The organism is Citrobacter sp. CK185 (assembly GCF_030333565.1).
Classification (GTDB): domain Bacteria; phylum Pseudomonadota; class Gammaproteobacteria; order Enterobacterales; family Enterobacteriaceae; genus Citrobacter_B; species Citrobacter_B koseri.
This window is the reverse complement of record NZ_JAOWFR010000023.1, coordinates 1-24,998: the sequence shown is the minus strand read 5'-3', so window position 1 is coordinate 24,998 and position 24,998 is coordinate 1. Positions and strand designations below refer to the sequence as shown.

General features: G+C 54.3%; 19 protein-coding genes, 1 tRNA gene, 1 other RNA gene, 1 pseudogene and 1 CRISPR repeat array. Of the genes and pseudogenes, 12 read left to right on the top strand and 10 right to left on the bottom strand.

Annotated features, from left to right (window positions below):
* Positions 1 to 28: 28 nt before the first annotated feature.
* A complete protein-coding gene (cspD, locus tag OGV79_RS07805; protein WP_000447499.1) occupies positions 29 to 250 on the bottom strand; it encodes a cold shock-like protein CspD in 222 nt (73 codons plus the stop codon).
* Between the two features lie 150 nt (positions 251 to 400).
* Here cspD and OGV79_RS07800 point away from each other — a divergent pair, with 150 nt between their 5' ends.
* From OGV79_RS07800 to cas6f, 4 genes and pseudogenes are all read left to right on the top strand, one after another.
* Positions 401 to 475, top strand: a complete 75-nt coding sequence (locus OGV79_RS07800) for a hypothetical protein (RefSeq protein ID WP_213164981.1) — start codon at positions 401 to 403, stop codon at positions 473 to 475.
* Positions 476 to 573: 98 nt separating this feature from the next.
* Entirely contained in the window at positions 574 to 894 is a 321-nt protein-coding gene (clpS, locus tag OGV79_RS07795; RefSeq protein ID WP_012133050.1) for an ATP-dependent Clp protease adapter ClpS, read from the top strand.
* Positions 895 to 924: 30 nt separating this feature from the next.
* On the top strand, positions 925 to 3,201 hold the full coding sequence (clpA, locus tag OGV79_RS07790) for an ATP-dependent Clp protease ATP-binding subunit ClpA (RefSeq protein ID WP_012133049.1): 2,277 nt from the start codon (positions 925 to 927) through the stop codon (positions 3,199 to 3,201).
* Between the two features lie 230 nt (positions 3,202 to 3,431).
* Positions 3,432 to 3,800, top strand: a pseudogene (gene cas6f / locus OGV79_RS07785) (type I-F CRISPR-associated endoribonuclease Cas6/Csy4); the annotation flags it as partial.
* Between the two features lie 137 nt (positions 3,801 to 3,937).
* On the opposite strand, the gene OGV79_RS07780 reads toward cas6f, so the two are convergent.
* The 4 genes from OGV79_RS07780 to OGV79_RS07765 form a co-directional block, all read right to left on the bottom strand.
* Positions 3,938 to 4,073: non-coding RNA, RtT sRNA (locus OGV79_RS07780), on the bottom strand.
* A gap of 47 nt (positions 4,074 to 4,120) precedes the next feature.
* Positions 4,121 to 4,208, bottom strand: a tRNA-Ser gene (locus OGV79_RS07775).
* A gap of 147 nt (positions 4,209 to 4,355) precedes the next feature.
* Complete coding sequence (locus OGV79_RS07770; protein ID WP_012133047.1) at positions 4,356 to 5,033, bottom strand: isochorismatase family protein; 678 nt, start codon at positions 5,031 to 5,033, stop codon at positions 4,356 to 4,358.
* Positions 5,034 to 5,054: 21 nt separating this feature from the next.
* Complete coding sequence (locus tag OGV79_RS07765) at positions 5,055 to 5,921, bottom strand: pirin family protein (RefSeq protein WP_200075427.1); 867 nt, start codon at positions 5,919 to 5,921, stop codon at positions 5,055 to 5,057.
* 108 nt (positions 5,922 to 6,029) lie between these two features.
* Here OGV79_RS07765 and OGV79_RS07760 point away from each other — a divergent pair, with 108 nt between their 5' ends.
* Positions 6,030 to 6,941, top strand: coding sequence for a LysR family transcriptional regulator (locus OGV79_RS07760; protein WP_058668952.1), 912 nt, complete (start codon positions 6,030 to 6,032; stop codon positions 6,939 to 6,941).
* Between the two features lie 146 nt (positions 6,942 to 7,087).
* A CRISPR array of direct repeats spans positions 7,088 to 7,358; the repeat unit is 29 nt; unit sequence GTTCACTGCCGTACAGGCAGCTTAGAAAA.
* A 139-nt stretch (positions 7,359 to 7,497) separates the two neighbouring features.
* Here OGV79_RS07760 and infA read toward each other — a convergent pair.
* From infA to trxB, 5 genes are all read right to left on the bottom strand, one after another.
* On the bottom strand, positions 7,498 to 7,716 hold the full coding sequence (gene infA / locus OGV79_RS07755) for a translation initiation factor IF-1 (RefSeq protein WP_001040187.1): 219 nt from the start codon (positions 7,714 to 7,716) through the stop codon (positions 7,498 to 7,500).
* Between the two features lie 284 nt (positions 7,717 to 8,000).
* Complete coding sequence (gene aat / locus OGV79_RS07745; protein ID WP_012133041.1) at positions 8,001 to 8,705, bottom strand: leucyl/phenylalanyl-tRNA--protein transferase; 705 nt, start codon at positions 8,703 to 8,705, stop codon at positions 8,001 to 8,003.
* Between the two features lie 44 nt (positions 8,706 to 8,749).
* Positions 8,750 to 10,471, bottom strand: coding sequence for a heme ABC transporter ATP-binding protein/permease CydC (gene cydC / locus OGV79_RS07740; RefSeq protein ID WP_058668953.1), 1,722 nt, complete (start codon positions 10,469 to 10,471; stop codon positions 8,750 to 8,752).
* Positions 10,472 to 12,238, bottom strand: a complete 1,767-nt coding sequence (gene cydD / locus OGV79_RS07735; RefSeq protein WP_071259507.1) for a heme ABC transporter permease/ATP-binding protein CydD — start codon at positions 12,236 to 12,238, stop codon at positions 10,472 to 10,474. It lies immediately after the preceding gene.
* Positions 12,239 to 12,351: 113 nt separating this feature from the next.
* Positions 12,352 to 13,320: a thioredoxin-disulfide reductase gene (trxB, locus tag OGV79_RS07730; protein WP_049011457.1), complete on the bottom strand. Its 969-nt coding sequence runs from the start codon at positions 13,318 to 13,320 to the stop codon at positions 12,352 to 12,354.
* Between the two features lie 547 nt (positions 13,321 to 13,867).
* On the opposite strand from trxB, the gene lrp reads away from it, so the two are divergent.
* The 7 genes from lrp to OGV79_RS07695 form a co-directional block, all read left to right on the top strand.
* Positions 13,868 to 14,362 carry a leucine-responsive transcriptional regulator Lrp gene (gene lrp, locus OGV79_RS07725; RefSeq protein ID WP_000228469.1) on the top strand — a complete coding sequence of 165 codons (495 nt, stop codon included), beginning with the start codon at positions 13,868 to 13,870 and terminating at the stop codon, positions 14,360 to 14,362.
* A gap of 134 nt (positions 14,363 to 14,496) precedes the next feature.
* A complete protein-coding gene (locus OGV79_RS07720) occupies positions 14,497 to 18,417 on the top strand; it encodes a DNA translocase FtsK (protein WP_114848453.1) in 3,921 nt (1,306 codons plus the stop codon).
* 122 nt (positions 18,418 to 18,539) lie between these two features.
* Positions 18,540 to 19,151 (top strand): outer membrane lipoprotein periplasmic chaperone LolA, encoded by a 612-nt coding sequence (gene lolA, locus OGV79_RS07715; protein ID WP_024130482.1) that lies wholly within the window; start codon positions 18,540 to 18,542, stop codon positions 19,149 to 19,151.
* Positions 19,152 to 19,161: 10 nt separating this feature from the next.
* Positions 19,162 to 20,505, top strand: a complete 1,344-nt coding sequence (gene rarA, locus OGV79_RS07710; RefSeq protein ID WP_024130481.1) for a replication-associated recombination protein RarA — start codon at positions 19,162 to 19,164, stop codon at positions 20,503 to 20,505.
* Between the two features lie 91 nt (positions 20,506 to 20,596).
* Positions 20,597 to 21,889 (top strand): serine--tRNA ligase, encoded by a 1,293-nt coding sequence (serS, locus tag OGV79_RS07705; protein WP_012133033.1) that lies wholly within the window; start codon positions 20,597 to 20,599, stop codon positions 21,887 to 21,889.
* Positions 21,890 to 22,130: 241 nt separating this feature from the next.
* The gene (gene dmsA / locus OGV79_RS07700; protein WP_200075424.1) at positions 22,131 to 24,575 is read left to right on the top strand and encodes a dimethylsulfoxide reductase subunit A; all 2,445 of its coding nucleotides are present in this window, start codon (positions 22,131 to 22,133) and stop codon (positions 24,573 to 24,575) included.
* A 10-nt stretch (positions 24,576 to 24,585) separates the two neighbouring features.
* Positions 24,586 to 24,998, top strand: a 413-nt coding sequence (locus OGV79_RS07695; RefSeq protein WP_286468209.1) for a DMSO/selenate family reductase complex B subunit, incomplete at its 3' end; no start/stop codon positions are given.

Here is a 24,998-nt window from a genome sequence, read left to right as displayed (position 1 = left end):
GCGGGATGTACACAATGAGACAGAAGAGCTATGCAACGGCTTCTGCTTCGATGGGCACGATGACACTGGCATGATTGCCTTTTGGCCCCTGGTGGACATCAAACCGGACAGACTGCCCGGCTTTAAGCGTTCTGTAACCATCCATTTGAATGGTGGAGTAATGGGCGAAAATATCTTCGCCGCCGCCTTCAGGGCAGATGAAACCAAACCCTTTGGCATTGTTGAACCACTTTACAGTACCCGTTTCCATGCTTCGACATCCTTCGTAAATCTTATATAAGTAAGATGGAATGAACCGGTGGCGGAGTGGGGGCTGTTCAAAACCTCGCCAACTCTCGAAACTACAATTTAGAGAAATCAGGCGGGGCGTCAAGCGCCAGGCGGGGTGGATGGGGTAAAAATGAATCAAAAATTTGAAGCAGTTAACGCTATTGCCGGTAATGTGACAGATGTCGCGGATGACAGAGATAGATGATAGTTATCTATTAATTGGGGTAGATTGATTGCGTGCATAGGCTCTTGTCAGCGGCAGTACGTTCTGCCGGTAACCGTAACCGAAGATGACGACTGACAATGGGTAAGACGAACGATTGGCTGGATTTTGACCAGCTGGCGGAAGATAAGGTGCGCGACGCGCTAAAACCGCCATCTATGTATAAAGTGATATTAGTCAATGATGATTACACTCCAATGGAGTTTGTTATTGACGTGTTACAAAAATTCTTTTCTTATGATGTAGAACGTGCAACGCAACTGATGCTTGCGGTTCACTATCAAGGTAAAGCTATCTGCGGCGTATTTACCGCCGAGGTCGCGGAGACCAAAGTGGCGATGGTGAACAAGTATGCGAGGGAGAACGAGCATCCGTTGCTGTGTACGCTGGAAAAAGCCTGAATGCAGGCGTAAAAATTGGGGGAGGTGCCTATGCTCAATCAAGAACTGGAACTCAGTTTAAACATGGCTTTCGCCAGAGCGCGCGAGCACCGACATGAGTTTATGACCGTCGAGCACTTGTTACTGGCGTTGCTCAGTAACCCATCGGCCCGCGAAGCGCTGGAAGCGTGCTCCGTGGATTTGGTGGCGCTCCGTCAGGAACTTGAAGCCTTCATTGAACAAACCACACCCGTACTGCCTGCCAGCGAAGAAGAGCGCGACACACAGCCGACGTTGAGTTTTCAGCGCGTGCTGCAACGTGCGGTCTTTCACGTTCAGTCCTCCGGGCGCAGTGAGGTAACTGGCGCGAATGTGCTGGTGGCTATCTTCAGCGAACAGGAATCCCAGGCGGCCTATCTGCTGCGTAAGCATGAAGTCAGCCGCCTCGACGTGGTGAACTTTATTTCTCATGGGACGCGAAAGGACGAGCCGAGTCAGTCTTCTGACCCCGGCAATCAGCCAAATAGCGAAGAACAAGTTGGCGGGGAGGAACGTATGGAGAACTTCACGACTAACCTTAACCAGCTTGCTCGCGTGGGCGGAATCGATCCGCTGATTGGTCGTGAAAAAGAGCTGGAGCGTGCCATTCAGGTGCTGTGTCGCCGCCGGAAAAATAACCCGCTGCTGGTGGGTGAGTCCGGCGTCGGTAAGACGGCGATTGCCGAAGGTCTGGCCTGGCGTATTGTCCAGGGCGATGTGCCGGAAGTGATGGCGGATTGCACCCTCTACTCGCTGGATATCGGCTCGCTGCTGGCGGGCACCAAGTATCGCGGCGATTTCGAAAAACGTTTTAAAGCGCTGCTCAAACAGCTGGAACAGGACACCAACAGCATCCTGTTTATTGATGAGATCCACACCATTATCGGTGCGGGTGCGGCGTCGGGCGGCCAGGTGGATGCCGCAAACCTGATTAAACCGCTGCTCTCCAGCGGTAAGATCCGCGTGATTGGTTCCACGACGTATCAGGAATTCAGCAACATTTTCGAAAAAGACCGCGCGTTAGCGCGTCGCTTCCAGAAAATTGATATCACTGAGCCGTCCGTGGATGAGACTGTGCAGATCATCAACGGCCTGAAACCGAAGTATGAAGCGCACCACGATGTTCGCTACACGGCGAAAGCGGTGCGTGCGGCGGTAGAGCTGGCGGTGAAATACATCAACGACCGTCATCTGCCGGATAAGGCGATTGACGTCATCGACGAAGCTGGTGCGCGTGCTCGTCTGATGCCGGTCAGCAAGCGCAAGAAAACCGTCAACGTGGCGGATATTGAGTCCGTGGTGGCGCGCATCGCGCGTATTCCTGAGAAGAGCGTCTCGCAGAGCGATCGCGATACGCTGAAAAACCTCGGCGACCGCCTGAAAATGCTGGTCTTCGGGCAGGATAAGGCAATTGAAGCGCTGACCGAAGCGATCAAAATGAGCCGTGCGGGTCTCGGTCATGAACATAAACCTGTCGGTTCGTTCCTGTTCGCGGGGCCTACCGGGGTAGGGAAAACCGAGGTAACGGTACAGCTCTCCAAAGCGCTGGGTATTGAGCTGCTGCGGTTTGATATGTCCGAGTATATGGAACGCCACACCGTAAGCCGCCTGATCGGCGCGCCTCCGGGATATGTCGGTTTCGACCAGGGCGGTCTGCTGACCGATGCGGTTATCAAACATCCGCATGCGGTTCTGCTGCTGGATGAAATTGAGAAGGCGCATCCAGATGTCTTTAACCTGCTGTTGCAGGTGATGGACAACGGCACGCTGACGGACAACAACGGGCGTAAAGCGGATTTCCGCAACGTGGTGCTGGTGATGACCACCAACGCCGGTGTGCGTGAAACTGAGCGTAAATCGATTGGCCTCATCCATCAGGACAACAGTACGGACGCGATGGGTGAAATCAAGAAAGTGTTTACGCCGGAGTTCCGTAACCGTCTCGACAACATTATCTGGTTCGATCACCTGTCTACTGAAGTGATCCATCAGGTTGTTGATAAGTTTATCGTCGAGTTGCAGGTTCAACTGGATCAGAAAGGCGTCTCCCTGGAAGTGAGTCAGGAAGCGCGTGACTGGCTGGCAGAGAAAGGCTATGACCGCGCGATGGGCGCACGTCCAATGACGCGCGTCGTCCAGGACAACCTGAAAAAACCGCTGGCAAACGAGCTGCTGTTCGGTTCGCTGGTTGGCGGCGGCCAGGTGACCGTTGCGCTGGATAAAGAGAAAAATGAGCTGACGTATGGCTTCCAGAGTGCGCAAAAGCACAAACCGGAAGCTGCGCATTAATCTCGTAACCGGTAAAATCTGAACGCCAGTCGCGTTCAGATAAACTCGTTAAAATCCGTAATCTCTTTTGAGGTTACGGATTTTTTTTGCCGCCATGCCCCGGATACCTGGAAACCCTTTTTTTGAGTGTTTTTTAACGCTATGATTTTTATGTGTTTATATTTTTCTTTATTAACACCATGATAGCGACGAACAGCTTCAGTTCACTGCCGTACAGATAGCTTAGAAAAGCGTTACAGGAACTTGAGGCCGGTTCATGGCGTAAGGGACTGAATGATTATTGCCAGTGTATGGCGATAACGCCTGTTCCGGCTGTAAAAGGCTGGCGCACGGTGAGTCGGGTGCAGGTGAAAAGCAGTCCACAACGGTTATTGCGGCGTTCCGTCAGGAAGGGATGGTTAACGGAAGAGCAGGCGCAACTGCGCCTGGTGGAGTCAACCGAACAGCATAGCGATTTGCCTTACCTGAACGTTAAGAGCTTGTCGAATCAGCAACAATTTCGGGTGTTTATTCGTCACGGCGAACTGCGTTCTGAACCTGTTAGCGGGACATTCACAAGCTATGGATTAAGTTCTACGGCGACCATTCCCTGGTTCTGAGAAGCCTGATGGCGCTTCGCTTATCAGGCCTACAGAGCGCCACTCGTAGGCCGGATAAGGCGTGTGCGCCGCCATCCGGCGATGTGCAACAGGTGAAAAAAAAGCCCGTACTTTCGTACGAGCTCTTTTTCTGAATATGGCGGTGAGGGGGGATTGACTCGCTTCGCTCGCCCTGCGGGCAGCCCGCTCTCTGCGTTCGCGGTCTGTCCAACTGGCTGCCGCCAGTTGTCGAACCCCGGTCGTGGGTTCTCATCCCCCCACAGTACGTGCAATATGCGAAAAAAAAGCCCGTACTTTCGTACGAGCTCTTTTTCCGAATATGGCGGTGAGGGGGGGATTCGAACCCCCGATACGTTGCCGTATACACACTTTCCAGGCGTGCTCCTTCAGCCACTCGGACACCTCACCATATTGTATTGCTGCCTGACCGCTTGGGGGGCAACGGGGCGCTACTATAGGGAGTTGCGCTAAAACGGTCAAGCAGAATTTACGCTTTAATTATCGTTTGGTTACGCAATGAACATATTCCCTGCCCTGGGGGAGCAGGGAATACGATTAGCGCTGTGAATCCAGTATCTCACCGTTTTTCACCACTTCCTGCGCTTTGCTGTAACTCTCGATCAACAACTGATACGCCGGGAACACTTTGGTGTAGACCTCAGCCCACTCTGCTGCGTCTTCACGGTTCCAGGTGCCCTGCAACTCGGAAGCCACTGCGGCGGTATCCATCGGTACGACGCCAGCCTGAACAACGCGTGCCAGCGTGATTTCCTGGGCCATTTTGCTGTAGGTGCCGGAAGCATCAATAACAGCAAACACTTTATAACCTTCCGCGACTGCGCTAATCGCCGGGAATGCCATGCAAACGCTGGTAATCGTGCCGGCGATGATCAGCGTTTTACGGCCGGTCGCTTTTACCGCCTGGACGAAATCAGCGTTATCCCAGGCGTTGATCTCGCCTTTACGGGCAATATACTGCGCGTGCGGTGCATTGGCGTGGATCTCCGGGATCAGCGGGCCGTTCGGTCCCTGCGGTACAGATGCCGTCGTAATGACCGGCATCTTCGACAAGGTTGCCATTTTGGCCAGCGCGGCCGCACGGGCGCGCAATTCAGGCATCGGCATATCGCCAACGGTCTGGAAAAGCCCGCTCTGGTGGTCGATTAACAGCATAACGGAATCGTTAACGTCAATTACCGGGCGCAAACCATTAAAATTAGCAGGACTGGACATATTGTGTACTCCTCAATGTTTTTAGATTTGGCCAAAACGGCCGGAGTTGAAATCGCGTACGGCTTCTGCGATTTCTTGTTTTGTGTTCATGACAAATGGGCCGTAACCGACAATGGGCTCATTCAGCGGCTCGCCCGATAACAGCAGAACGCTGGCATCGCTACTGGCTTCGAGATACAGGTTTTCACCTTCCTGGCTTAACACCACCAGTTGCGCTTCATTTACCGGTGTTGTGCCATTCACCGTAATACTTCCTTTCAGGACGACCAGCGCGGTGCTCCACCCTTCAGCGACGGGCAGCGTAAGATGACGATCGCGTTGCAGGCGCATATCCCAGACATTCAACGGCGAGAAGGTATGCGCCGGGCCTTTCACATCCTGATAGCGGCCCGCAATAATGCGCGCGGTTCCGGCTTCGTCAGGCAGCGTTACGGCAGGGATGAGATCGCTGCTGATGCTTTGATAACCCGGCACCGCCATTTTGTCTTTCGCGGGCAGGTTCACCCACAGTTGCACCATTTCCAGCTCGCCTCCCTGTTGGGTAAAGGCTGAAGAATGAAACTCTTCATGCAAAATGCCTGCGCCTGCGGTCATCCACTGCACATCGCCAGGGCCGATGACGCCGCCGCGGCCTGTTGAATCGCGGTGCTCAACTTCGCCGCTGTAAACAATCGTGACGGTTTCAAAACCGCGATGCGGGTGTTCTCCCACTCCACGTTTTTCGTTTTCGGCGCCAGGGGAAAAGGTATGCGGCCCGGCATAGTCCAGCAGCAGGAACGGGCTTAACTGCTCTGCATGGGACTGATAAGAGAATAGCGAACGAACCGGAAATCCATCGCCAACCCAGTGCGGGCGAGGTGCGGTATAGACGCCTGTAATCTGTTTCATGGTGGTCTCCTCGGTGGCGTTGTCTTGATGTAAATAAGCTTATATCTATGACAATGATCTGAGTAGTCGCTAAAATAGACCTTACCGTTCTATAAACAGGACAATGTAATGACAAAACCGGATCTCAATGATTTTGCGTGGTTTGTTCATGTCGTCGAGGAGGGGGGATTTGCGGCGGCAGGGCGAGCGCTGGATGAACCAAAGTCAAAGCTTAGCCGACGTATTGCGCAACTGGAGGAACGGCTGGGCGTTCGCCTTATTCAACGAACCACGCGGCAATTTAATGTCACTGAAGTCGGGCAGACCTTTTATGAACATTGTAAGGCAATGCTGGTGGAAGCACAGGCGGCGCAGGATGCGATAGCCGCCTTACAGGTCGAGCCGCGCGGCATTGTAAAACTGACATGTCCAGTGACGTTGCTACATGTTCATATCGGCCCAATGCTGGCGAAGTTTATGGCGCGTTATCCCGATGTGTCGTTACAACTTGAAGCAACCAACCGCCGTGTTGACGTGGTTGGCGAGGGCATTGACGTTGCAATTCGCGTCCGGCCGCGTCCTTTTGAAGACAGCGATCTGGTGATGCGCGTGCTGGCGGACAGGGGGCACCGTTTGTTTGCCAGCCCGACATTGGTACAGCGTATGGGGAATCCTTCTTCGCCAGCAGAACTGCATCACTGGCCCGGACTGAGCCTGGCTTCAGGTAAACATATCCACCGCTGGGAACTCTTTGGTCCACAGGGCGCGCGTGCTGAAGTTCACTTTACACCGCGTTTGATCACTACAGACATGCTGGCGCTGCGTGAAGCGGCCGTTGCGGGCGTCGGTCTCGTTCAGTTACCTGTTTTAATGGTGAAAGACCAACTGGCTGCGGGGGAGCTGGTTGCCTTGCTGGAAGGATGGGAACCCAGAAGAGAGGTGATTCATGCGGTATTCCCGTCCCGCCGTGGATTATTGCCGTCCGTACGCGCACTGGTGGATTTTTTGACAGAAGAGTATGCGCGGATGGTGGAAGATTAAAACAGAGCGCAATATACCCTTTTTTATTTTATGTTACTAACTTATTGATTTTATTTTATATATACAACTTGGGGTGAAAAAGGGGCTGACAGGAAGACGTTGCGTTTTTCTTCAATAAATCAACGTGATTGTCTGATATTATTCCTGTTCACTGCCGTACAGGCAGCTTAGAAAAGTAGCTTTGACTACAGCAGCATTCCCTCTGCGTTCACTGCCGTACAGGCAGCTTAGAAAATACCGCTGCAATGATGTTTATCGGGGATTCATTGTTCACTGCCGTACAGGCAGCTTAGAAAACCCGCAAACGTCATATCCTGCACGTTAGTAAGTTCACTGCCGTACAGGCAGCTTAGAAAAACAGGCGTGGAGAACCACGGCGGAACGCTCCGTTCACTGCCGTACAGGCAGTTCAGTATTTAATGTAGAAGGAAGGGACGCTGCGGGGAATAAAAATAACGTTAATTCGCATCAACGGTATTCATGCAGGAAAGGGACAACAAAAAGGCCGGATAAACCGACCTTTTTTTATCTTTACGCCACCCGGGCGTGAAAACAATCAGCGACTACGGAAGACAATGCGGCCTTTGCTCAGGTCGTACGGGGTCAGTTCAACAGTCACTTTGTCGCCCGTCAGGATGCGGATGTAGTTTTTACGCATTTTACCGGAGATGTGTGCAGTAACCACGTGACCGTTTTCTAATTCTACGCGGAACATGGTATTAGGTAACGTTTCGAGAACGGTACCCTGCATTTCAATATTGTCTTCTTTGGCCATCTAATCCTCTGGGGTATCACTACCGTAATTTGAACCGGCAAGATAATGCCGAAGTTCTTTAAATAAGTAAAGATTTGCGCGTTTAAAACGCAGCAAATCAGGTTTGGCGCATTACTCCGAAAAACACGGCAAAGCCGCACTTGAAGCGCAACGTATAAGGGAGCGATGAGATAAACGATGGGCGTTACCTGACGCGAACGGTTCCTTAACGGCGGCGGGGTAATGGGCATAACCTGCTCTGCGGCACAATTATAACACCCTGACAAAAAATGTGCCGAAAACATTCACGCCTGAGGTGAAAATAACGTGCGCGGCACCCAGAAATGACCCGGTAATCGCTGTTGCCGTAATGATCCCAGATGCTCAAGGTATTGCCTGCGGGGAATTTCGACAGCGCCAAGCGATGCCGTGTGGCTATTCAGCACCTGGCAGTCGATTAATTTTCCACCCTGACGAATAAATTCAGCGCAAAAAACAAGCAGCGCGGTTTTGGAGGCGTTCTCCTGGCGACTGAACATCGATTCGCCGCAAAACAGGGTGCCTTGCGAAACGCCATACATGCCGCCGACGAGCGCGTTGTGTCGCCATACTTCGATGGAATGCGCATGCCCCAGCTCATGTAAGCGGTGATACGCTTCCACCACATCGCGCGTGATCCAGGTTCCTTCGTCACGATCGTTGGCGCAGCCTTCAATAACCTGACCAAACGCATAATTAAGCGTGACGCGATAGGGCGATCGTTTGTGAAAACGCTTCATGCTGCGGCTGATGTGTAATGTTTCAGGCTGCAAAATAGCGCGAGGATCGGGTGACCACCAAAGAATCGGGTCGCCCGGTGAAAACCACGGGAAAATACCCCGCTGATAGGCCATCAATAAGCGGGCAGGGCTGAGATCGCCACCAAGCGCCAATAAACCATTGGGTTCACGTAACGCGCCTTCCGGCGAGGGGAAGGCGATTGAGTGGCGAGAAAGCTGAACCAGGCGCATGACCGCAGAACTCCAGTACGCAAGTCGGATCGTTCAATAATAGCTTACAGACGTTGCTTAAACTGGTAATAACGACCCTGCCTGGCTAACAGATCTGCGTGATTACCTTGCTCAATAATTTGTCCGTTGTCCATCACTATTATTTGATCAAAACGCGACAGCCCGCGCAGACGGTGCGTGACCATTAAAACGGTTTTCCCGCGCATAACCTCTGCCAGCAATTCAAGCATCTGGCTTTCGGTTGTCGCGTCCAGCCCCTCAGTGGGTTCATCGAGCAGCATGAGCGGCGCATCGTGCAGCAGGGCACGGGCGATAGCCAGACGACGAAGCTCGCCGCCTGACAGCTGACGTCCGCCTTCGCCTAGCCAGCTGTTAAGTCCGCCATCCTCCAGCAGCTTTTCCAGCCCGACACGGCGCAGCATCTCTGAGAGCGTATCGTCGTTTGCGTCTGGCGCTGCCAGCAGCAGGTTGTCACGCAATGTGGCGCTGAACAGGTGTACTCGCTGCGACACCACGCTAATGGTGCGACGCAGGGCCGCTTCATCCAGCGTTGAAATTGGTTGATCGTTAAGCAGAATATCGCCGCTCTGCGGGTCCCAGGCGCGGGTGAGCAGTTGCAGCAATGTCGATTTCCCGCAGCCGGTGCGTCCGAGAATAGCGATATGTTCTCCGGGCGCGACTTGCAGAGAAAGGGCATCCAGCGCTTTTTGCGGCTGCTCCGGGTAACTGAATGAAACGTCACGCAGCGTCAGCGTTACCTGCCGGGGAGCCGCTGCTTCGCCATCCGGGAAGGTCACTTCAGGCTGCTGCTCGGTCAGTTCGGTAATACGCAGCGCAGAGGCGATGACCTGGCCAAGATGTTGAAACGCGCCGGTAACGGGGGCAAGCGCTTCAAATGCCGCCAGCGCGCAAAAGACAAACAGCGCTATCAGCGCGCCAGGCTGGCTGTTATCGCCGACGCCGCCGGAAGCCATCCATAACATCAGCATTACCGCCAGTGCGCCAATAAGCAGCATTAAGGCCTGGGATAGCGCCGTTAATTCAGACTGACGTCGCTGGGCTTCATGCCACTGTAATTCCGTGGCTTCCATTTGCGCCCGATAGCGCGAGCTGGCGCCAAATATAGTCAGTTCCGCCTGACCCTGTAGCCAGGCGGTTAACTGCTGGCGATACTGACCGCGTAAATGGGTTAAGTTCTGCCCGGTGCTTTTTCCGGCGCGATAGAAGAGCGGCGGCATAATAAACAGCGTCAGCAGCATAATGCCGCCCAGCGTAATCGCAAGGGTGAAATCGAGAACACTCAGCCCCAGCGTGACCACCATAATCACCACAAACGCGCCAACCAGCGGAGAGATAACGCGCAGGTAGAGGTGATCCAGCGTGTCGACATCGGCGACGACGCGGTTCAGCAGCTCGCCCTGACGATAGCGGGCAAGGCCAGCAGGGGAGAGCGGCAGCAGCTTGCTGAACGTATGAATACGCAAATGTTGCAATACGCGGAAGGTGGCGTCATGGCTGACCAGACGCTCGAAATACCGGCCCGCAGTACGGGTGATCGCCGCACCGCGTACGCCAGCAGCCGGCAGCATGTAGTTAAAGCTATAGATACCCGCCACACCGACTACGGCTGAAGCGGAGAGGAACCAGCCAGAGAGCGTCAGCAAACCGATACTGGCCAGTAGCGTGACGATGGCCAGAATAATACCGAGCGTTAACATCCACTTATGACGTTTATACAGCGTCAGATACGGTAGCAAGGCGCGCATTTAAATGTCCTCCTGACGATGAGCCAATAGTGTCGCAAACGCGCCGTTGGCGCTGCTGAGTTGGGCATAATCACCTTGCTCGATGATCTGCCCATCCTGCATAACCCAGATCACGTCCCAGTCGGCAAGATCTTCTAACTGATGCGTTACCATCAGCGTGGTCTGGCGTTTTGATGCGGCATTCAGCGCCTGCATTACACGCTGTTCGCTGTGGGCATCCAGACTGGCGGCGGGTTCATCCAGCAACAACAATTTGCAGGGATTCAGCAGGGCGCGGGCAACCGCAACCCGCTGCGCCTGACCGACGGAAAGGCGACCCGCGTGATCGCCAGTCGGCGTGTCTACACCTTGCGGCAGCAGAGGTAAAAACTCACTGACCCAGGCGCTGTCGAGAGCCGCCTGTAACGCTTGTTCACTGGCATCCGGGCGGGCAAGCAGGACGTTTTCACGGAGCGTGCCTGCCGGTAATTGTGGGTTTTGCCCCACCCAGGAGAGATGTTTTCGCCAGGATTCCGGGGATAAATCACGAAGTTCAACGCCGTTAATGCACAGGGAGCCCTGATAAGAGAGAAAGCCAGACAGCGCGTTTAACAGTGAACTCTTTCCTGAACCGCTGCGACCAACCAGTACGGCGCGCTGGCCTGCGGCCAGTGTGAAATTCAGCGGTCCGGCAAGCGGTTTACCTTCCGGCGAGGTAATTATCAGATCCTGCGCTTCAAGGGTTACCGGTTCTTTCCCGGAAAGTTCGACATCACCGCGTTCCGGGTGAGCGAGAGGCGTTTCCATAAAGGTTTTCAGGCTGTCAGCCGCACCTACCGCCTGCGCTTTGGCATGGTAAAAGGTGCCCAGATCGCGCAGTGGCTGGAAAAACTCCGGCGCCAGAATCAGCGCCAGGAAGCCGGCGGCAAGCGTGACGCCTGTCCCGTAATGGCCGAAATTAAGTTCGCCGAGGTAGGAGAAACCGAAATAAACCGCGACCAGCGCAATGGACAGCGACGTGAAGAACTCCAGTACCCCGGAGGATAAAAAGGCGAGACGCAGGACTTCCATTGTGCGCTGGCGAAAATCTTGTGAAGCGACACGAATGCTTTCCGTTTCTGCTTCACCGCGCCCGAAGATGCGCAGCGTCTCCATACCGCGTAAGCGGTCGAGGAAATGCCCGCTCAGGCGGGCAAGCGCCTGGAAATTACGGCGGTTAGCGTCGGCGGCGCCCATTCCCACCATCGCCATAAATAATGGGATCAGCGGTGCGGTGCCGAGCAAAATCAGCGCGGCGGCCCAGTTTGACGGGAAAATCGCCGCCACAATCAACAAGGGAACGCAGACAGCAAGCGCCATTTGCGGCAGATAGCGGGCATAGTAATCATGCATATCGTCAATCTGCTCCAGCACCAGCGTCGCCCAGCTACCAGCCGGTTTACCCTGAATCCAGGCTGGCCCTGCCTGTTGCAGGCGATCCAGCACCTGGCGGCGGATCTCAAATCGGATATGCTGCCCGGCATGAAAACCCACCCGCTCGCGCAGCCAGACCACCCAGGCGCGCAGGACAAACACCAACATCAGTACGATGAAGGGGAGCAGGAGGGCTTCGCGGGGAATATTGTCCATGATCATATGCTGGAGAATGCGAGCCATGATCCAGGCCTGAGCGACAATCAGTACGCCACTCACGAAACCCAACAGGCGTGAAATGTTCAGCCAACGTTGGGAAATTACACTTTGCTGTTTTAACCAGCGGGTCAATTCTTTTTGACGGGTTTTATTCATTGCACGCTTAGCAGGTGAGTTATCGGAATTTTTGGCACGGCAATGTTACAACGGGGCAAAAATAAAGGCGACTTATAGTCGCCTTTTTTACTTTTGTTACTGATTTGTAAAAACTATTTGCACGCGTCAGCCAGACCGTCAAGGTAGCGTTCAGCGTCCAGCGCCGCCATGCAACCTGTGCCCGCTGAGGTGATTGCCTGACGATAAATATGGTCCATCACGTCGCCTGCGGCGAACACGCCGGGAACGCTGGTCTGCGTGGCGTTACCGTGGATGCCGGACTGGACTTTGATATAGCCGTTTTCCAGTTCAAGCTGACCTTCAAAAATCGCGGTGTTCGGGCTGTGGCCGATGGCGACAAACAGGCCTGCAACGTCAAGGGATTCGATGTTGTCCGGGTTTTGCGTATCACGCAGACGCAAACCGGTAACGCCCATCTGATCGCCGGTCACCTCTTCCAGAGTGCGGTGGGTATGCAGCACGATGTTGCCGTTTTCCACTTTATCCATCAGGCGCTTGATCAGAATTTTTTCGGCGCGGAAGCCGTCGCGACGGTGAATCAAATGCACTTCAGCGGCGATGTTCGCCAGGTATAACGCTTCTTCAACCGCCGTGTTGCCGCCGCCGATGACCGCGACCTTCTGGTTGCGATAGAAGAAACCGTCGCAGGTGGCGCAGGCAGACACGCCACGGCCTTTAAACGCTTCTTCAGACGGCAGGCCGAGGTAGCGTGCGGAAGCGCCGGTTGCGATGATCAGCGCATCGCAGGTGTATTCGCCGCTGTCGCCGGTCAGACGGAAAGGACGGTTTTGCAGATCCACGCTATTGATGTGATCGAAGATGATTTCAGTATCAAATTTCGTCGCATGTTCGTGCATGCGCTCCATCAACAGCGGGCCGGTCAGATCGTTCGGATCGCCAGGCCAGTTTTCCACTTCCGTCGTGGTGGTCAGTTGACCGCCTTTCTCCATACCGGTAACCAGAACCGGTTGCAGGTTTGCGCGCGCAGCGTAGACCGCAGCGGTATATCCCGCCGGTCCAGAACCCAGGATAAGCAGTTTACTGTGTTTGGTCGTGCCCATGAGATCCCCATAGTTGTTGGCAGACAATGGGCAGGATTGTAGGGAATTTGCAGACGTAAAAAAAGAGTATAGCGATTTTGTTAACAATATGTGTAATAGCAGGAACCGATGAATGGGCGGATTTAGGGCTGCGATATAACGCTTTCTACTTAAAATCGGCCAGTTATAAGGTGATAAAATGACGATTTAGCGCCGCTCTTAATGAATAACTGGCATGTTGTACTAAAAATCGATGTTTTGCTTTGACAATCCCCTGCTGTTTTGCGAAAACATCTTCTGGAAGAAAAAAACAGTGTTATGTGTGTGCTGCATAATCATGCATATAAGCACCATGTTTACCGGGCTAGTGAAATCTACGCATGGCGTGGACAGACGCCATTCGTGATGTCGATAGCTGCCATCCGGCAACGGTCTTCTCACCATAGGCCCTGGCATTGCGCGCCGTTAATCCCTCTGGGTTCGGTCTATTGTGATGGGCATCGACTCTGAACAGTGATGTTAGTAGAGTCAGGCAGGAGTAGGGAAGGAATACAGAGAGACAATAATAATGGTAGATAGCAAGAAGCGCCCTGGCAAAGATCTCGACCGTATCGATCGTAACATTCTTAATGAGTTGCAAAAGGATGGGCGTATTTCTAACGTCGAGCTTTCTAAACGAGTGGGACTTTCACCGACGCCTTGCCTTGAGCGTGTCCGTCGGCTGGAAAGACAGGGTTTTATTCAGGGCTATACGGCGCTGTTAAACCCGCATTATCTGGATGCATCACTTCTGGTTTTTGTTGAGATTACTCTGAATCGTGGCGCTCCAGATGTGTTTGAACAATTTAACGCCGCAGTACAAAAACTTGAAGAAATTCAAGAGTGTCATTTAGTTTCCGGTGATTTCGACTACCTGTTGAAAACACGCGTGCCGGATATGTCAGCGTACCGTAAGCTGCTGGGTGAAACCCTGCTGCGTCTGCCTGGCGTGAATGACACACGTACTTACGTGGTAATGGAAGAAGTCAAACAGAGCAATCGTCTGGTAATTAAGACGCGCTAACACGGAACAGGTGCAAAATCGACGTAGTTTGATTACACTCCTGTTAATCCATACAGCAACAGTGCCGGGGCAACCCGGTGCTGTTGTCCGTTTTAGCATCGGGCAGGAAAAGCCCGAAACCTGGAGAGCCTTTTTTGAGCCAGGAATACACTGAAGACAAAGAAGTCACATTGAAAAAGTTAAGCAGCGGGCGCCGACTTCTGGAAGCGTTGCTGATCCTTATTGCCCTTTTTGCCGTCTGGTTGATGGCAGCCTTACTTAGCTTTAACCCTTCAGATCCCAGTTGGTCGCAAACCGCATGGCATGAGCCTATCCATAATTTGGGCGGCGCGCCGGGCGCATGGCTGGCTGACACGCTGTTCTTTATCTTTGGCGTGATGGCCTACACCATCCCGGTGATTATCGTTGGCGGCTGCTGGTTTGCCTGGCGGCACCAGAGCAACGACGATTACATTGACTATTTTGCCGTGTCGCTGCGCATTATCGGCGTCCTGGCGTTGATTCTTACCTCCTGCGGATTAGCCGCAATTAATGCTGATGATATCTGGTACTTCGCGTCTGGCGGCGTCATTGGCAGCCTGTTAAGCACCACGCTTCAGCCTCTGCTGCACAGCAGCGGGGGAACGATTACGCTGCTGTGCGTCTGGGCAGCCGGTCTGACGCTCTTCACCGGCTGGTCCTGGGTGAGCATTGCAGAAAAACTGGGTGGCTGGCTGCTGAATATTCTCACCTTCGCCAGCAACCGTACTCGCCGCGATGACACCTGGGTCGATGACGACGAGTATGAAGATGATGACGAATACGAAGAAGATGAAGCGGTGGGCGCACAGCGCGAATCCCGACGTGCGCGCATCCTTCGTGGCGCCCTGGCGCGCCGTAAGCGGCTGGCAGAGAAGTTCAGCAATCCGCGTGGGCGACACACGGATGCGGCGCTTTTCTCCGGCAAGCGTATGGATGATGAAGACGATATCGAATACAGCGCGCGTGGCGTGGCTGCCGATCCTGATGATGTGCTGTTCTCCGGCCATCGTGCGACGCAGCCGGAATATGAGGAATACGATCCTCTGCTGAATGGGCATTCGGTCACGGAGCCTGTTGCCTCCGCTGCTGCGGCGACAACGGCAACGCAAGCCTGGGCGGCGCCTGTTGATCCGGTTATGTCTGCACCGTCGGTGCCGGGTGCTGAAGCCGCGTCTGCGCAACCGGTGGTGGAATGGCAGCCTGTTCCGGGGCCGCAAACCGGCGAACCGGTCATTGCGCCCGCGCCGGAAAGTTATCCGCCGCAACCACAATATGCGCAGCCGCAAGCGCCACATCATGAACCGTGGCAGCAGCCTGCGCCGACCGAGCCGCAAGCGCAGTATTACGCTGAACACGCGTATGAACAGCCTGTGCCGCAGGAACCTGCGGCGGAACAACCCTGGCATCCTGAGCCGGTTTATCCGCAAGAGCCTGTTTATCAACACGAGCCGACTTTCGAGCCGCAGCCGGCTTACCCGCAGGAACCGGTTCAGGATACGTATTATCAGCAGCAGCCCGCTGTTGAGCCGCCGTCTGCGGTGGAGCCTGAGCCTGTAGCAGAAGAAATTAAACCCGCCCGTCCGCCGCTCTACTACTTTGAAGAAGTGGAAGAGAAACGCGCGCGTGAGCGTGAGCAACTGGCTGCATGGTATCAGCCGATTCCTGAGCCAGCGAAAGCGCCGGAGCCGGTTAAACCATCGGTACCGACAGCAGCTTCTGTGCCGCCTGTTGAATCCGTTGCCGCGGTTGCGCCGTTGGCGGCAGGCGTCAAAGATGCAACGCTGGCCGCAGGAGCGGCGGCATCCGCTGCACCTGCGTTTAGCCCGGTAAGCGGTGGTGCGCCACGCCCACAGGTTAAAGAGGGGATTGGCCCGCAACTGCCTCGCCCTAACCGCGTTCGCGTTCCGACCCGCCGTGAGCTGGCCTCGTATGGCATAAAATTACCGTCTCAGCGTATCGCGGAAGAGAAAGCGCGTGCGGCGGGGCGTCATCAGTATGATGCCGAAACGCAGTATAGCGATGATGAAATTGATGAGATGCAGCAGGATGAGCTGGCACGTCAGTTCGCCCAGTCTCAGCAGCATCGTTATGGTTCCGAATATCAACATGATGCTCCTCAGGCAGAAGATGAGGATGCAGCAGAAGCTGAACTGGCTCGCCAGTTTGCCTCTTCACAGCAGCAGCGCTATGCCGGGGAACAGCCTGCGGGAGCCCATCCGTTCTCGCTGGATGATTTTGAATTCTCGCCGATGAAAGCGCTGGTGGATGAAGGCCCGCATGAGCCGTTGTTTACTCCCGGTGTGATGCCTGAGCAGCCTGTTGCGCCGCAGCCACAGTATCAGCAGCCGCAACAGCCCGTCGCGCCGCAGCAACCGTATCAACAGCCGCAGCAGCCGGTTGCACCGCAGCAACCGTATCAACAACCGCAGCAGCCGGTTGTGCCGCAGCAACTGTATCAACAACCGCAACAACCGGCCGCGCCACAGCCGCAGGAAAGCCTGATCCATCCGTTGTTGATGCGTAATGGCGACAGTCGTCCGTTGCAGAAACCTACCACGCCGTTGCCGTCGCTGGATCTGCTGACGCCGCCGCCGAGCGCAGTGGAACCGGTCGATACTTTCGCGCTGGAACAAATGGCACGCCTGGTCGAAGCGCGTCTGGCGGATTTCCGCATTAAAGCTGATGTGGTGAACTATTCCCCAGGGCCTGTTATTACCCGTTTTGAGCTGAATCTGGCGCCGGGCGTGAAAGCCGCGCGTATTTCTAACCTGTCACGCGATCTCGCGCGTTCACTGTCAACCGTTGCGGTACGCGTGGTAGAAGTGATTCCTGGTAAGCCTTACGTGGGCCTCGAACTGCCGAACAAAAAACGTCAGACCGTCTACCTGCGTGAAGTGCTGGATAACGCTAAATTCCGCGAGAATCCGTCGCCGCTCACCGTGGTGCTGGGTAAAGATATCGCTGGCGATCCGGTTGTGGCCGATCTGGCGAAAATGCCTCATCTGCTGGTTGCGGGGACGACGGGTTCCGGTAAATCGGTTGGGGTCAATGCCATGATCCTCAGCATGCTGTATAAAGCGCAGCCAGAAGATGTGCGTTTCATCATGATTGACCCGAAAATGCTGGAACTTTCGGTCTATGAAGGCATTCCGCATCTGCTGACCGAAGTGGTCACGGATATGAAAGACGCCGCCAACGCACTGCGCTGGAGCGTTAATGAAATGGAACGCCGCTATAAGCTGATGTCGGCGCTTGGCGTGCGTAATCTGGCAGGCTATAACGAGAAAATTGCCGAAGCGGCACGGATGGGGCGTCCGATTCCAGACCCGTACTGGAAGCCGGGCGACAGCATGGATGCCCAGCATCCGGTGCTGGAAAAACTGCCGTATATCGTGGTTCTGGTCGATGAATTCGCCGATCTGATGATGACCGTCGGTAAGAAAGTTGAAGAGCTGATTGCGCGTCTGGCGCAGAAAGCGCGTGCCGCAGGTATTCACCTGGTGCTGGCGACTCAGCGCCCGTCGGTTGACGTTATTACCGGTCTGATTAAGGCCAACATTCCGACGCGTATCGCCTTTACCGTATCCAGTAAGATCGACTCACGCACGATCCTCGATCAGGGCGGCGCGGAATCCCTGCTGGGGATGGGGGATATGCTTTATTCCGGCCCGAACTCGACCATGCCGGTACGTGTTCATGGCGCGTTTGTCCGCGACCAGGAAGTGCATGCGGTGGTGCAGGACTGGAAAGCGCGTGGTCGCCCGCAATACATTGATGGCATCACCTCGGATAGCGAAAGCGAAGGGGGCGGCGGCGGCTTTGACGGCGGCGAGGAGCTGGATCCGTTATTCGATCAGGCGGTGAGCTTTGTGACCGAAAAACGCAAAGCGTCCATTTCTGGCGTTCAGCGTCAGTTCCGTATCGGTTACAACCGTGCGGCACGTATTGTCGAGCAGATGGAAGCCCAAGGCATTGTCAGCGAACAAGGCCATAACGGGAACCGCGAGGTGCTGGCGCCACCGCCGTTCGAATGATTGCAAAGATCGGTAAATAAATAAGAATTCAGTATTTTCTTCTTTCCTCATGCTGATTTTTGGCCTGGAATAGAGAGCAGAGGGAACTCCCCATCGGGAGTGACGTATTTTGAGGAATAATGATGAAAAAAATCGCAATCACCTGCGCATTACTCTCCGGCTTTGTGGTGAGCAGCGTATGGGCGGATGCCGCCAGCGATCTGAAAAGCCGTCTGGATAAAGTCAGCAGCTTCCACGCCAGCTTTACACAAAAAGTGACTGACGGCAGCGGCGCCGCCGTTCAGGAAGGCCAGGGCGACTTATGGGTTAAGCGTCCTAATCTGTTTAACTGGCATATGACGCAGCCCGACGAGAGCATTCTGGTCTCTGACGGGAAAACGCTATGGTTCTTTAACCCGTTTGTCGAGCAGGCAACGGCGACCTGGTTAAAAGATGCGACGGGCAATACGCCGTTTATGCTGATAGCCCGCAACCAGTCCAGCGACTGGCAGCAGTACAACATCAAACAAAATGGCGATGACTTTGTGCTGACGCCAAAAAGCAGTAGCGGTAACCTGAAACAGTTCACCATTAATGTGGGTCGTGACGGGACTATTCATCAGTTCAGCGCAGTGGAACAAGACGATCAGCGCAGCAGCTATCAGCTGAAATCTCAGCAGAATAGCGCTGTCGATGCATCAAAATTTACCTTTACTCCGCCGCAAGGTGTAACGGTAGACGACCAACGTAAGTAGAGGCGCATGAGTGAGCAATCTGTCGCTCGATTTTTCTGATAATACCTTTCAGCCACTGGCCGCGCGTATGCGGCCAGAAAATTTAGCGCAGTATATTGGTCAGCAGCATCTGCTGGCTGCGGGTAAGCCTTTGCCTCGTGCAATTGAGGCCGGGCACCTGCACTCGATGATTTTGTGGGGGCCGCCCGGTACGGGCAAAACCACGCTGGCCGAAGTGATTGCCCGCTATGCCAATGCTGACGTCGAACGCATTTCCGCCGTGACTTCTGGCGTAAAAGAGATCCGTGAAGCCATTGAACGCGCCCGCCAGAACCGTAATGCCGGGCGCCGCACTATTCTGTTTGTCGATGAAGTCCATCGCTTCAACAAGAGCCAGCAGGATGCGTTTCTGCCGCATATCGAAGACGGCACGATTACGTTTATTGGCGCGACGACCGAAAACCCGTCCTTCGAGCTGAACTCGGCTTTGCTGTCACGCGCCCGCGTGTATCTCCTCAAATCCTTAACGACTGAAGATATTGAGCAGGTGCTGAATCAGGCGATGGATGACAAAGCGCGTGGTTATGGCGGCCAGGATATCGTTCTGCCGGACGAGACGCGCCGGGCGATCGCCGAACTGGTGAACGGAGATGCGCGTCGGGCGTTAAATACGCTGGAAATGATGGCAGACATGGCGGAAGTGGATGACAGCGGTAAGCGAGTATTATTGCCCGCATTACTGACCGAAATCGCCGGGGAGCGCAGCGCGCGCTTTGATAATAAAGGCGATCGCTTTTACGATCTCATCTCCGCATTGCATAAATCGGTGCGTGGCAGCGCCCCGGACGCGGCGCTTTACTGGTATGCCCGGATCATTACCGCTGGCGGCGACCCGCTGTATGTCGCCCGACGTTGCCTGGCGATTGCTTCTGAAGACGTCGGCAATGCCGATCCTCGCGCAATGCAGGTGGCGATTTCTGCGTGGGATTGCTTTACCCGTGTTGGCCCTGCGGAAGGGGAACGGGCGATAGCCCAGGCGATTGTTTATCTGGCCTGTGCGCCGAAAAGTAACGCGGTTTATACCGCGTTCAAAGCGGCGCTGGCCGATGCCCGTGAACGCCCGGATTATGATGTGCCTGTGCATCTGCGCAATGCGCCGACGAAACTGATGAAAGAAATGGGCTATGGCCAGGAATACCGCTACGCGCATGATGAGCCAAACGCCTACGCCGCAGGCGAGGTTTATTTCCCGCCGGAAATAGCGCAAACACGCTATTATCATCCCACAAACAGGGGGCTTGAAGGCAAGATTGGCGAAAAGCTCGCCTGGCTGGCTGAACAGGATCAAAATAGCCCCACAAAACGCTACCGTTAGCGCGATCGTTGCGGTAATGTTGGCACTGTATCCCTGTGACTGCAGGCTGTGGTCACGTTTCCTATTTTAATTCGATAAGCACAGGATAAGCATGCTCGATCCCAATCTGCTGCGTAATGAGCCAGACGCAGTCGCTGAAAAACTGGCACGCCGGGGCTTTAAGCTGGATGTAGATAAGCTGCGCGCTCTTGAAGAGCGTCGTAAAGTTTTGCAGGTCAACACGGAAAACCTGCAAGCAGAGCGTAACTCTCGATCGAAATCCATCGGCCAGGCGAAAGCGCGCGGGGAAGATATCGAGCCTTTACGTCTGGAAGTGAACAAGCTGGGCGAAGAGCTGGATGCGGCAAAAGCCGAGCTGGAGAGCTTACAGGCTGAAATTCGCGATATCGCGCTGACCATTCCTAACTTACCGGCTGATGATGTACCGGTAGGTAAAGATGAAAACGACAACGTTGAAGTCAGCCGTTGGGGAACCCCGCGTGAGTTTGATTTCGACGTCCGCGATCATGTGACGCTGGGTGAAATGCACGCCGGTCTCGACTTCGCGGCTGCGGTTAAACTGACCGGTTCTCGTTTTGTGGTAATGAAAGGGCAGATTGCCCGTATGCACCGCGCGCTGTCGCAGTTCATGCTGGATCTGCACACTGAACAGCATGGTTACAGTGAAAACTACGTGCCGTATCTGGTGAACCACGACACGCTGTACGGTACAGGGCAGTTGCCGAAATTTGCGGGCGATCTGTTCCATACTCGCCCGCTGGAAGAAGAGGCTGACAGCAGCAACTATGCGCTGATCCCGACGGCGGAAGTGCCGCTGACTAACCTGGTGCGTGATGAAATCATCGACGAAGATGCGTTGCCGATCAAAATGACTGCGCATACGCCATGCTTCCGTTCTGAAGCGGGTTCTTACGGTCGTGACACGCGCGGTCTGATCCGTATGCACCAGTTCGATAAAGTTGAGATGGTGCAGATTGTGCGTCCAGAAGAGTCAATGGATGCGCTGGAAGAGATGACCGGCCATGCTGAGAAAGTGCTTCAGTTGCTGGGTCTGCCGTACCGTAAAATCGTTCTGTGTACTGGTGACATGGGCTTTGGCGCATGTAAAACCTACGATCTCGAAGTATGGATCCCGGCGCAGAACACCTATCGTGAAATCTCTTCCTGCTCGAACGTATGGGATTTCCAGGCGCGTCGTATGCAGGCACGCTGCCGCAGTAAGTCCGACAAGAAAACCCGTCTGGTTCATACCCTGAACGGTTCCGGTCTGGCGGTTGGGCGTACTTTAGTTGCCGTGATGGAAAACTACCAGCAGGCTGATGGCCGCATCGAAGTTCCAGAAGTATTACGTCCGTATATGAACGGACTGGAATATATCGGCTAATCCCCGCTTCTCTCTGCTTAAAAAGCGCCTCCGGGCGCTTTTTTTTATGCCTGTTTGACACCGGACAAGAATGGTTACCCCTTTGGGGGTAATACTACCTTCGAATGAAGATTAGCATTTATCGCTGATTTTTCTCATATTCATTATATACAAAACTATATAGCGATTTATTCGCTGTATAAATAACTACATAACGAAGTGTCTGGCTTTTATCAATCGTGAGCAAGCAAAGTGAGTCATCATGAAAACGAATATCCCCGATGCTGTACTGGCAGCTGAGGTAACTCGTCGAGGCCTGGTAAAAACGACAGCAATAGGCGGACTGGCAATCGCCAGTAGCGCATTGACTCTGCCATTTACCCGGATCGCCAATGCGGCTGACGCTATCAGCCCCAGCGCATCCAGCGAAAAAATTATCTGGAGCGCTTGCACCGTTAACTGTGGAAGCCGCTGCCCGCTGCGCATGCATGTGGTGGACGGTGAAATCAAATATGTTGAAACGGACAATACGGGCGATGATAACTATGACGGTCTGCATCAGATTCGCGCCTGTCTGCGCGGGCGTTCTATGCGCCGCCGGGTTTATAACCCCGATCGTCTGAAGTATCCAATGAAGCGCGTTGGCAAGCGTGGTGAAGGTAAGTTTGAGCGCATCAGCTGGGACGAAGCCTATGACATTATCACCACTAATATGCAGCGTCTTATCAAAGACTATGGCAACGAATCCATCTATTTAAACTATGGTACGGGTACGCTTGGCGGCACGATGACGCGCTCCTGGCCGCCAGGAAAAACACTGGTTGCCCGGCTGATGAACTGCTGCGGCGGTTACCTCAACCACTACGGCGATTACTCATCCGCGCAAATTGCCGCCGGGTTAAATTACACCTACGGCGGCTGGGCGGACGGTAATAGTCCTTCCGACATTGAAAATAGTAAGCTGGTTGTGCTGTTTGGTAACAATCCGGGGGAAACCCGTATGAGCGGCGGCGGGGTAACCTATTACCTCGAACAGGCACGGCAAAAATCAAATGCGCGGATGATTATTATCGATCCGCGTTATACCGATACCGGCGCGGGTCGTGAGGATGAGTGGATTCCGATTCGCCCGGGTACGGATGCGGCGCTGGTAAATGCGCTGGCATACGTCATGATCACCGAAGATATGGTCGATCAGCCGTTCCTCGACAAATACTGTGTGGGTTATGACGAAAAAACCTTACCCGCCAGCGCGCCGAAAAATGGTCACTACAAAGCCTATATTCTGGGACAGGGTAGAGACGGTATTGCGAAGACGCCGGAGTGGGCGTCGCAGATCACCGGTATTCCGGCGGAGCGCATTGTAAAACTGGCGCGTGAAATCGGTAGCGCCAAACCCGCTTACATCAGCCAGGGCTGGGGGCCGCAGCGTCATGCCAACGGCGAAATCGTTACTCGCGCAATCTCTATGCTGGCGATCCTGACCGGCAACGTCGGCATTAACGGCGGCAACAGCGGTGCGCGTGAGGGATCTTACGATTTGCCGTTTGAGCGTATGCCAACGCTGGAAAACCCGGTCGAGACCAGCATTTCGATGTTCTTATGGACCGATGCCATTGAGCGCGGGCCGGAAATGACGGCGCTGCGTGATGGGGTTCGCGGCAAAGATAAACTCGACGTTCCCATCAAAATGATCTGGAACTATGCCGGTAACTGCCTGATTAACCAGCATTCCGAAATTAACCGCACGCATGAAATTTTGCAGGATGACAAGAAGTGCGAAATGATCGTCGTTATCGACTGTCATATGACCTCTTCAGCGAAATATGCCGATATTCTGCTGCCGGACTGCACCGCTTCTGAGCAGATGGACTTCGCGCTGGATGCCTCCTGCGGGAACATGTCCTACGTTATTTTCACCGACCAGGCCATTAAACCGCGCTTTGAGTGCAAGACTATCTATCAGATGACCAGCGAGCTGGCGAAGCGTCTCGGCGTGGAGCAGCAGTTTACCGAAGGGCGTACGCAAGAAGAGTGGATGCGTCATCTGTACGAACAGTCGCGTCAGGCAATTCCCGAACTGCCGACATTCGAAGCATTCCGCAAGCAGGGCATCTTTAAGCAGCGCGATCCTGAAGGTCATCACGTTGCCTATAAAGCGTTCCGTGACGATCCGCAGGCTAACCCGCTGACAACGCCGTCGGGCAAAATCGAGATCTATTCGCAGGCGCTGGCAGAGATTGCGGCAACCTGGGAACTGCCGGAAGGCGATGTGATTGATCCGTTGCCGATCTATACGCCGGGCTTCGAAAACTACAGCGATCCGTTGACCAAAGACTATCCGTTGCAATTAACGGGCTTCCACTACAAATCTCGCGTGCACTCTACCTATGGCAACGTGGACGTTCTGAAAGCTTCCTGCCGCCAGGAGATGTGGATTAACCCGATGGACGCGCAAAAACGCGGCATCAGCAACGGCGACAAAGTGCGTATCTTCAACGGTCGCGGCGAGTTGCATATTGAGGCGAAAGTGACGCCGCGCATGATGCCGGGCGTCGTTGCGTTGGGCGAAGGCGCCTGGTATGACCCGGATGCAAAACGCGTGGATCAGGGGGGATGTATTAACGTCCTGACGACCCAGCGTCCTTCTCCTCTCGCTAAGGGGAATCCGTCCCATACGAACCTCGTTCAGGTTGAGAAGGTATAAGGAGTAACCGATGACAACCCAATATGGATTTTTTATTGACTCCAGTCGTTGCACCGGTTGCAAAACCTGCGAACTGGCCTGCAAAGACTACAAAGATTTAACCCCGGACGTCAGCTTCCGTCGCATCTATGAATATGCGGGCGGCGACTGGCAGGAGGATAACGGCGTCTGGCACCAGAATGTCTTTGCCTACTATCTTTCCATTTCCTGCAACCACTGCGAAGACCCGGCCTGCACGAAAGTGTGCCCGAGCGGCGCGATGCACAAACGCGAGGACGGTTTTGTGGTGGTGGATGAGGACGTCTGCATCGGCTGTCGCTACTGCCATATGGCCTGCCCGTACGGTGCGCCGCAGTACAACGCCGCCAAAGGCCACATGACCAAATGCGACGGCTGTCATGACCGCGTTGCCGACGGCAAAAA

Excerpts from the sequence above, each read along its gene's own strand:
- cspD (WP_000447499.1), bottom strand. The coding sequence starts at position 250 with ATGGAAACGGGTACTGTAAAGTGGTTCAACAATGCCAAAGGGTTTGGT.
- clpS (WP_012133050.1), top strand. The coding sequence starts at position 574 with ATGGGTAAGACGAACGATTGGCTGGATTTTGACCAGCTGGCGGAAGAT.
- clpA (WP_012133049.1), top strand. The coding sequence starts at position 925 with ATGCTCAATCAAGAACTGGAACTCAGTTTAAACATGGCTTTCGCCAGA.
- OGV79_RS07770 (WP_012133047.1), bottom strand. The coding sequence starts at position 5,033 with ATGTCCAGTCCTGCTAATTTTAATGGTTTGCGCCCGGTAATTGACGTT.
- OGV79_RS07765 (WP_200075427.1), bottom strand. The coding sequence starts at position 5,921 with ATGAAACAGATTACAGGCGTCTATACCGCACCTCGCCCGCACTGGGTT.
- OGV79_RS07760 (WP_058668952.1), top strand. The coding sequence starts at position 6,030 with ATGACAAAACCGGATCTCAATGATTTTGCGTGGTTTGTTCATGTCGTC.
- infA (WP_001040187.1), bottom strand. The coding sequence starts at position 7,716 with ATGGCCAAAGAAGACAATATTGAAATGCAGGGTACCGTTCTCGAAACG.
- aat (WP_012133041.1), bottom strand. The coding sequence starts at position 8,705 with ATGCGCCTGGTTCAGCTTTCTCGCCACTCAATCGCCTTCCCCTCGCCG.
- cydC (WP_058668953.1), bottom strand. The coding sequence starts at position 10,471 with ATGCGCGCCTTGCTACCGTATCTGACGCTGTATAAACGTCATAAGTGG.
- cydD (WP_071259507.1), bottom strand. The coding sequence starts at position 12,238 with ATGAATAAAACCCGTCAAAAAGAATTGACCCGCTGGTTAAAACAGCAA.
- trxB (WP_049011457.1), bottom strand. The coding sequence starts at position 13,320 with ATGGGCACGACCAAACACAGTAAACTGCTTATCCTGGGTTCTGGACCG.
- lrp (WP_000228469.1), top strand. The coding sequence starts at position 13,868 with ATGGTAGATAGCAAGAAGCGCCCTGGCAAAGATCTCGACCGTATCGAT.
- lolA (WP_024130482.1), top strand. The coding sequence starts at position 18,540 with ATGAAAAAAATCGCAATCACCTGCGCATTACTCTCCGGCTTTGTGGTG.
- serS (WP_012133033.1), top strand. The coding sequence starts at position 20,597 with ATGCTCGATCCCAATCTGCTGCGTAATGAGCCAGACGCAGTCGCTGAA.
- dmsA (WP_200075424.1), top strand. The coding sequence starts at position 22,131 with ATGAAAACGAATATCCCCGATGCTGTACTGGCAGCTGAGGTAACTCGT.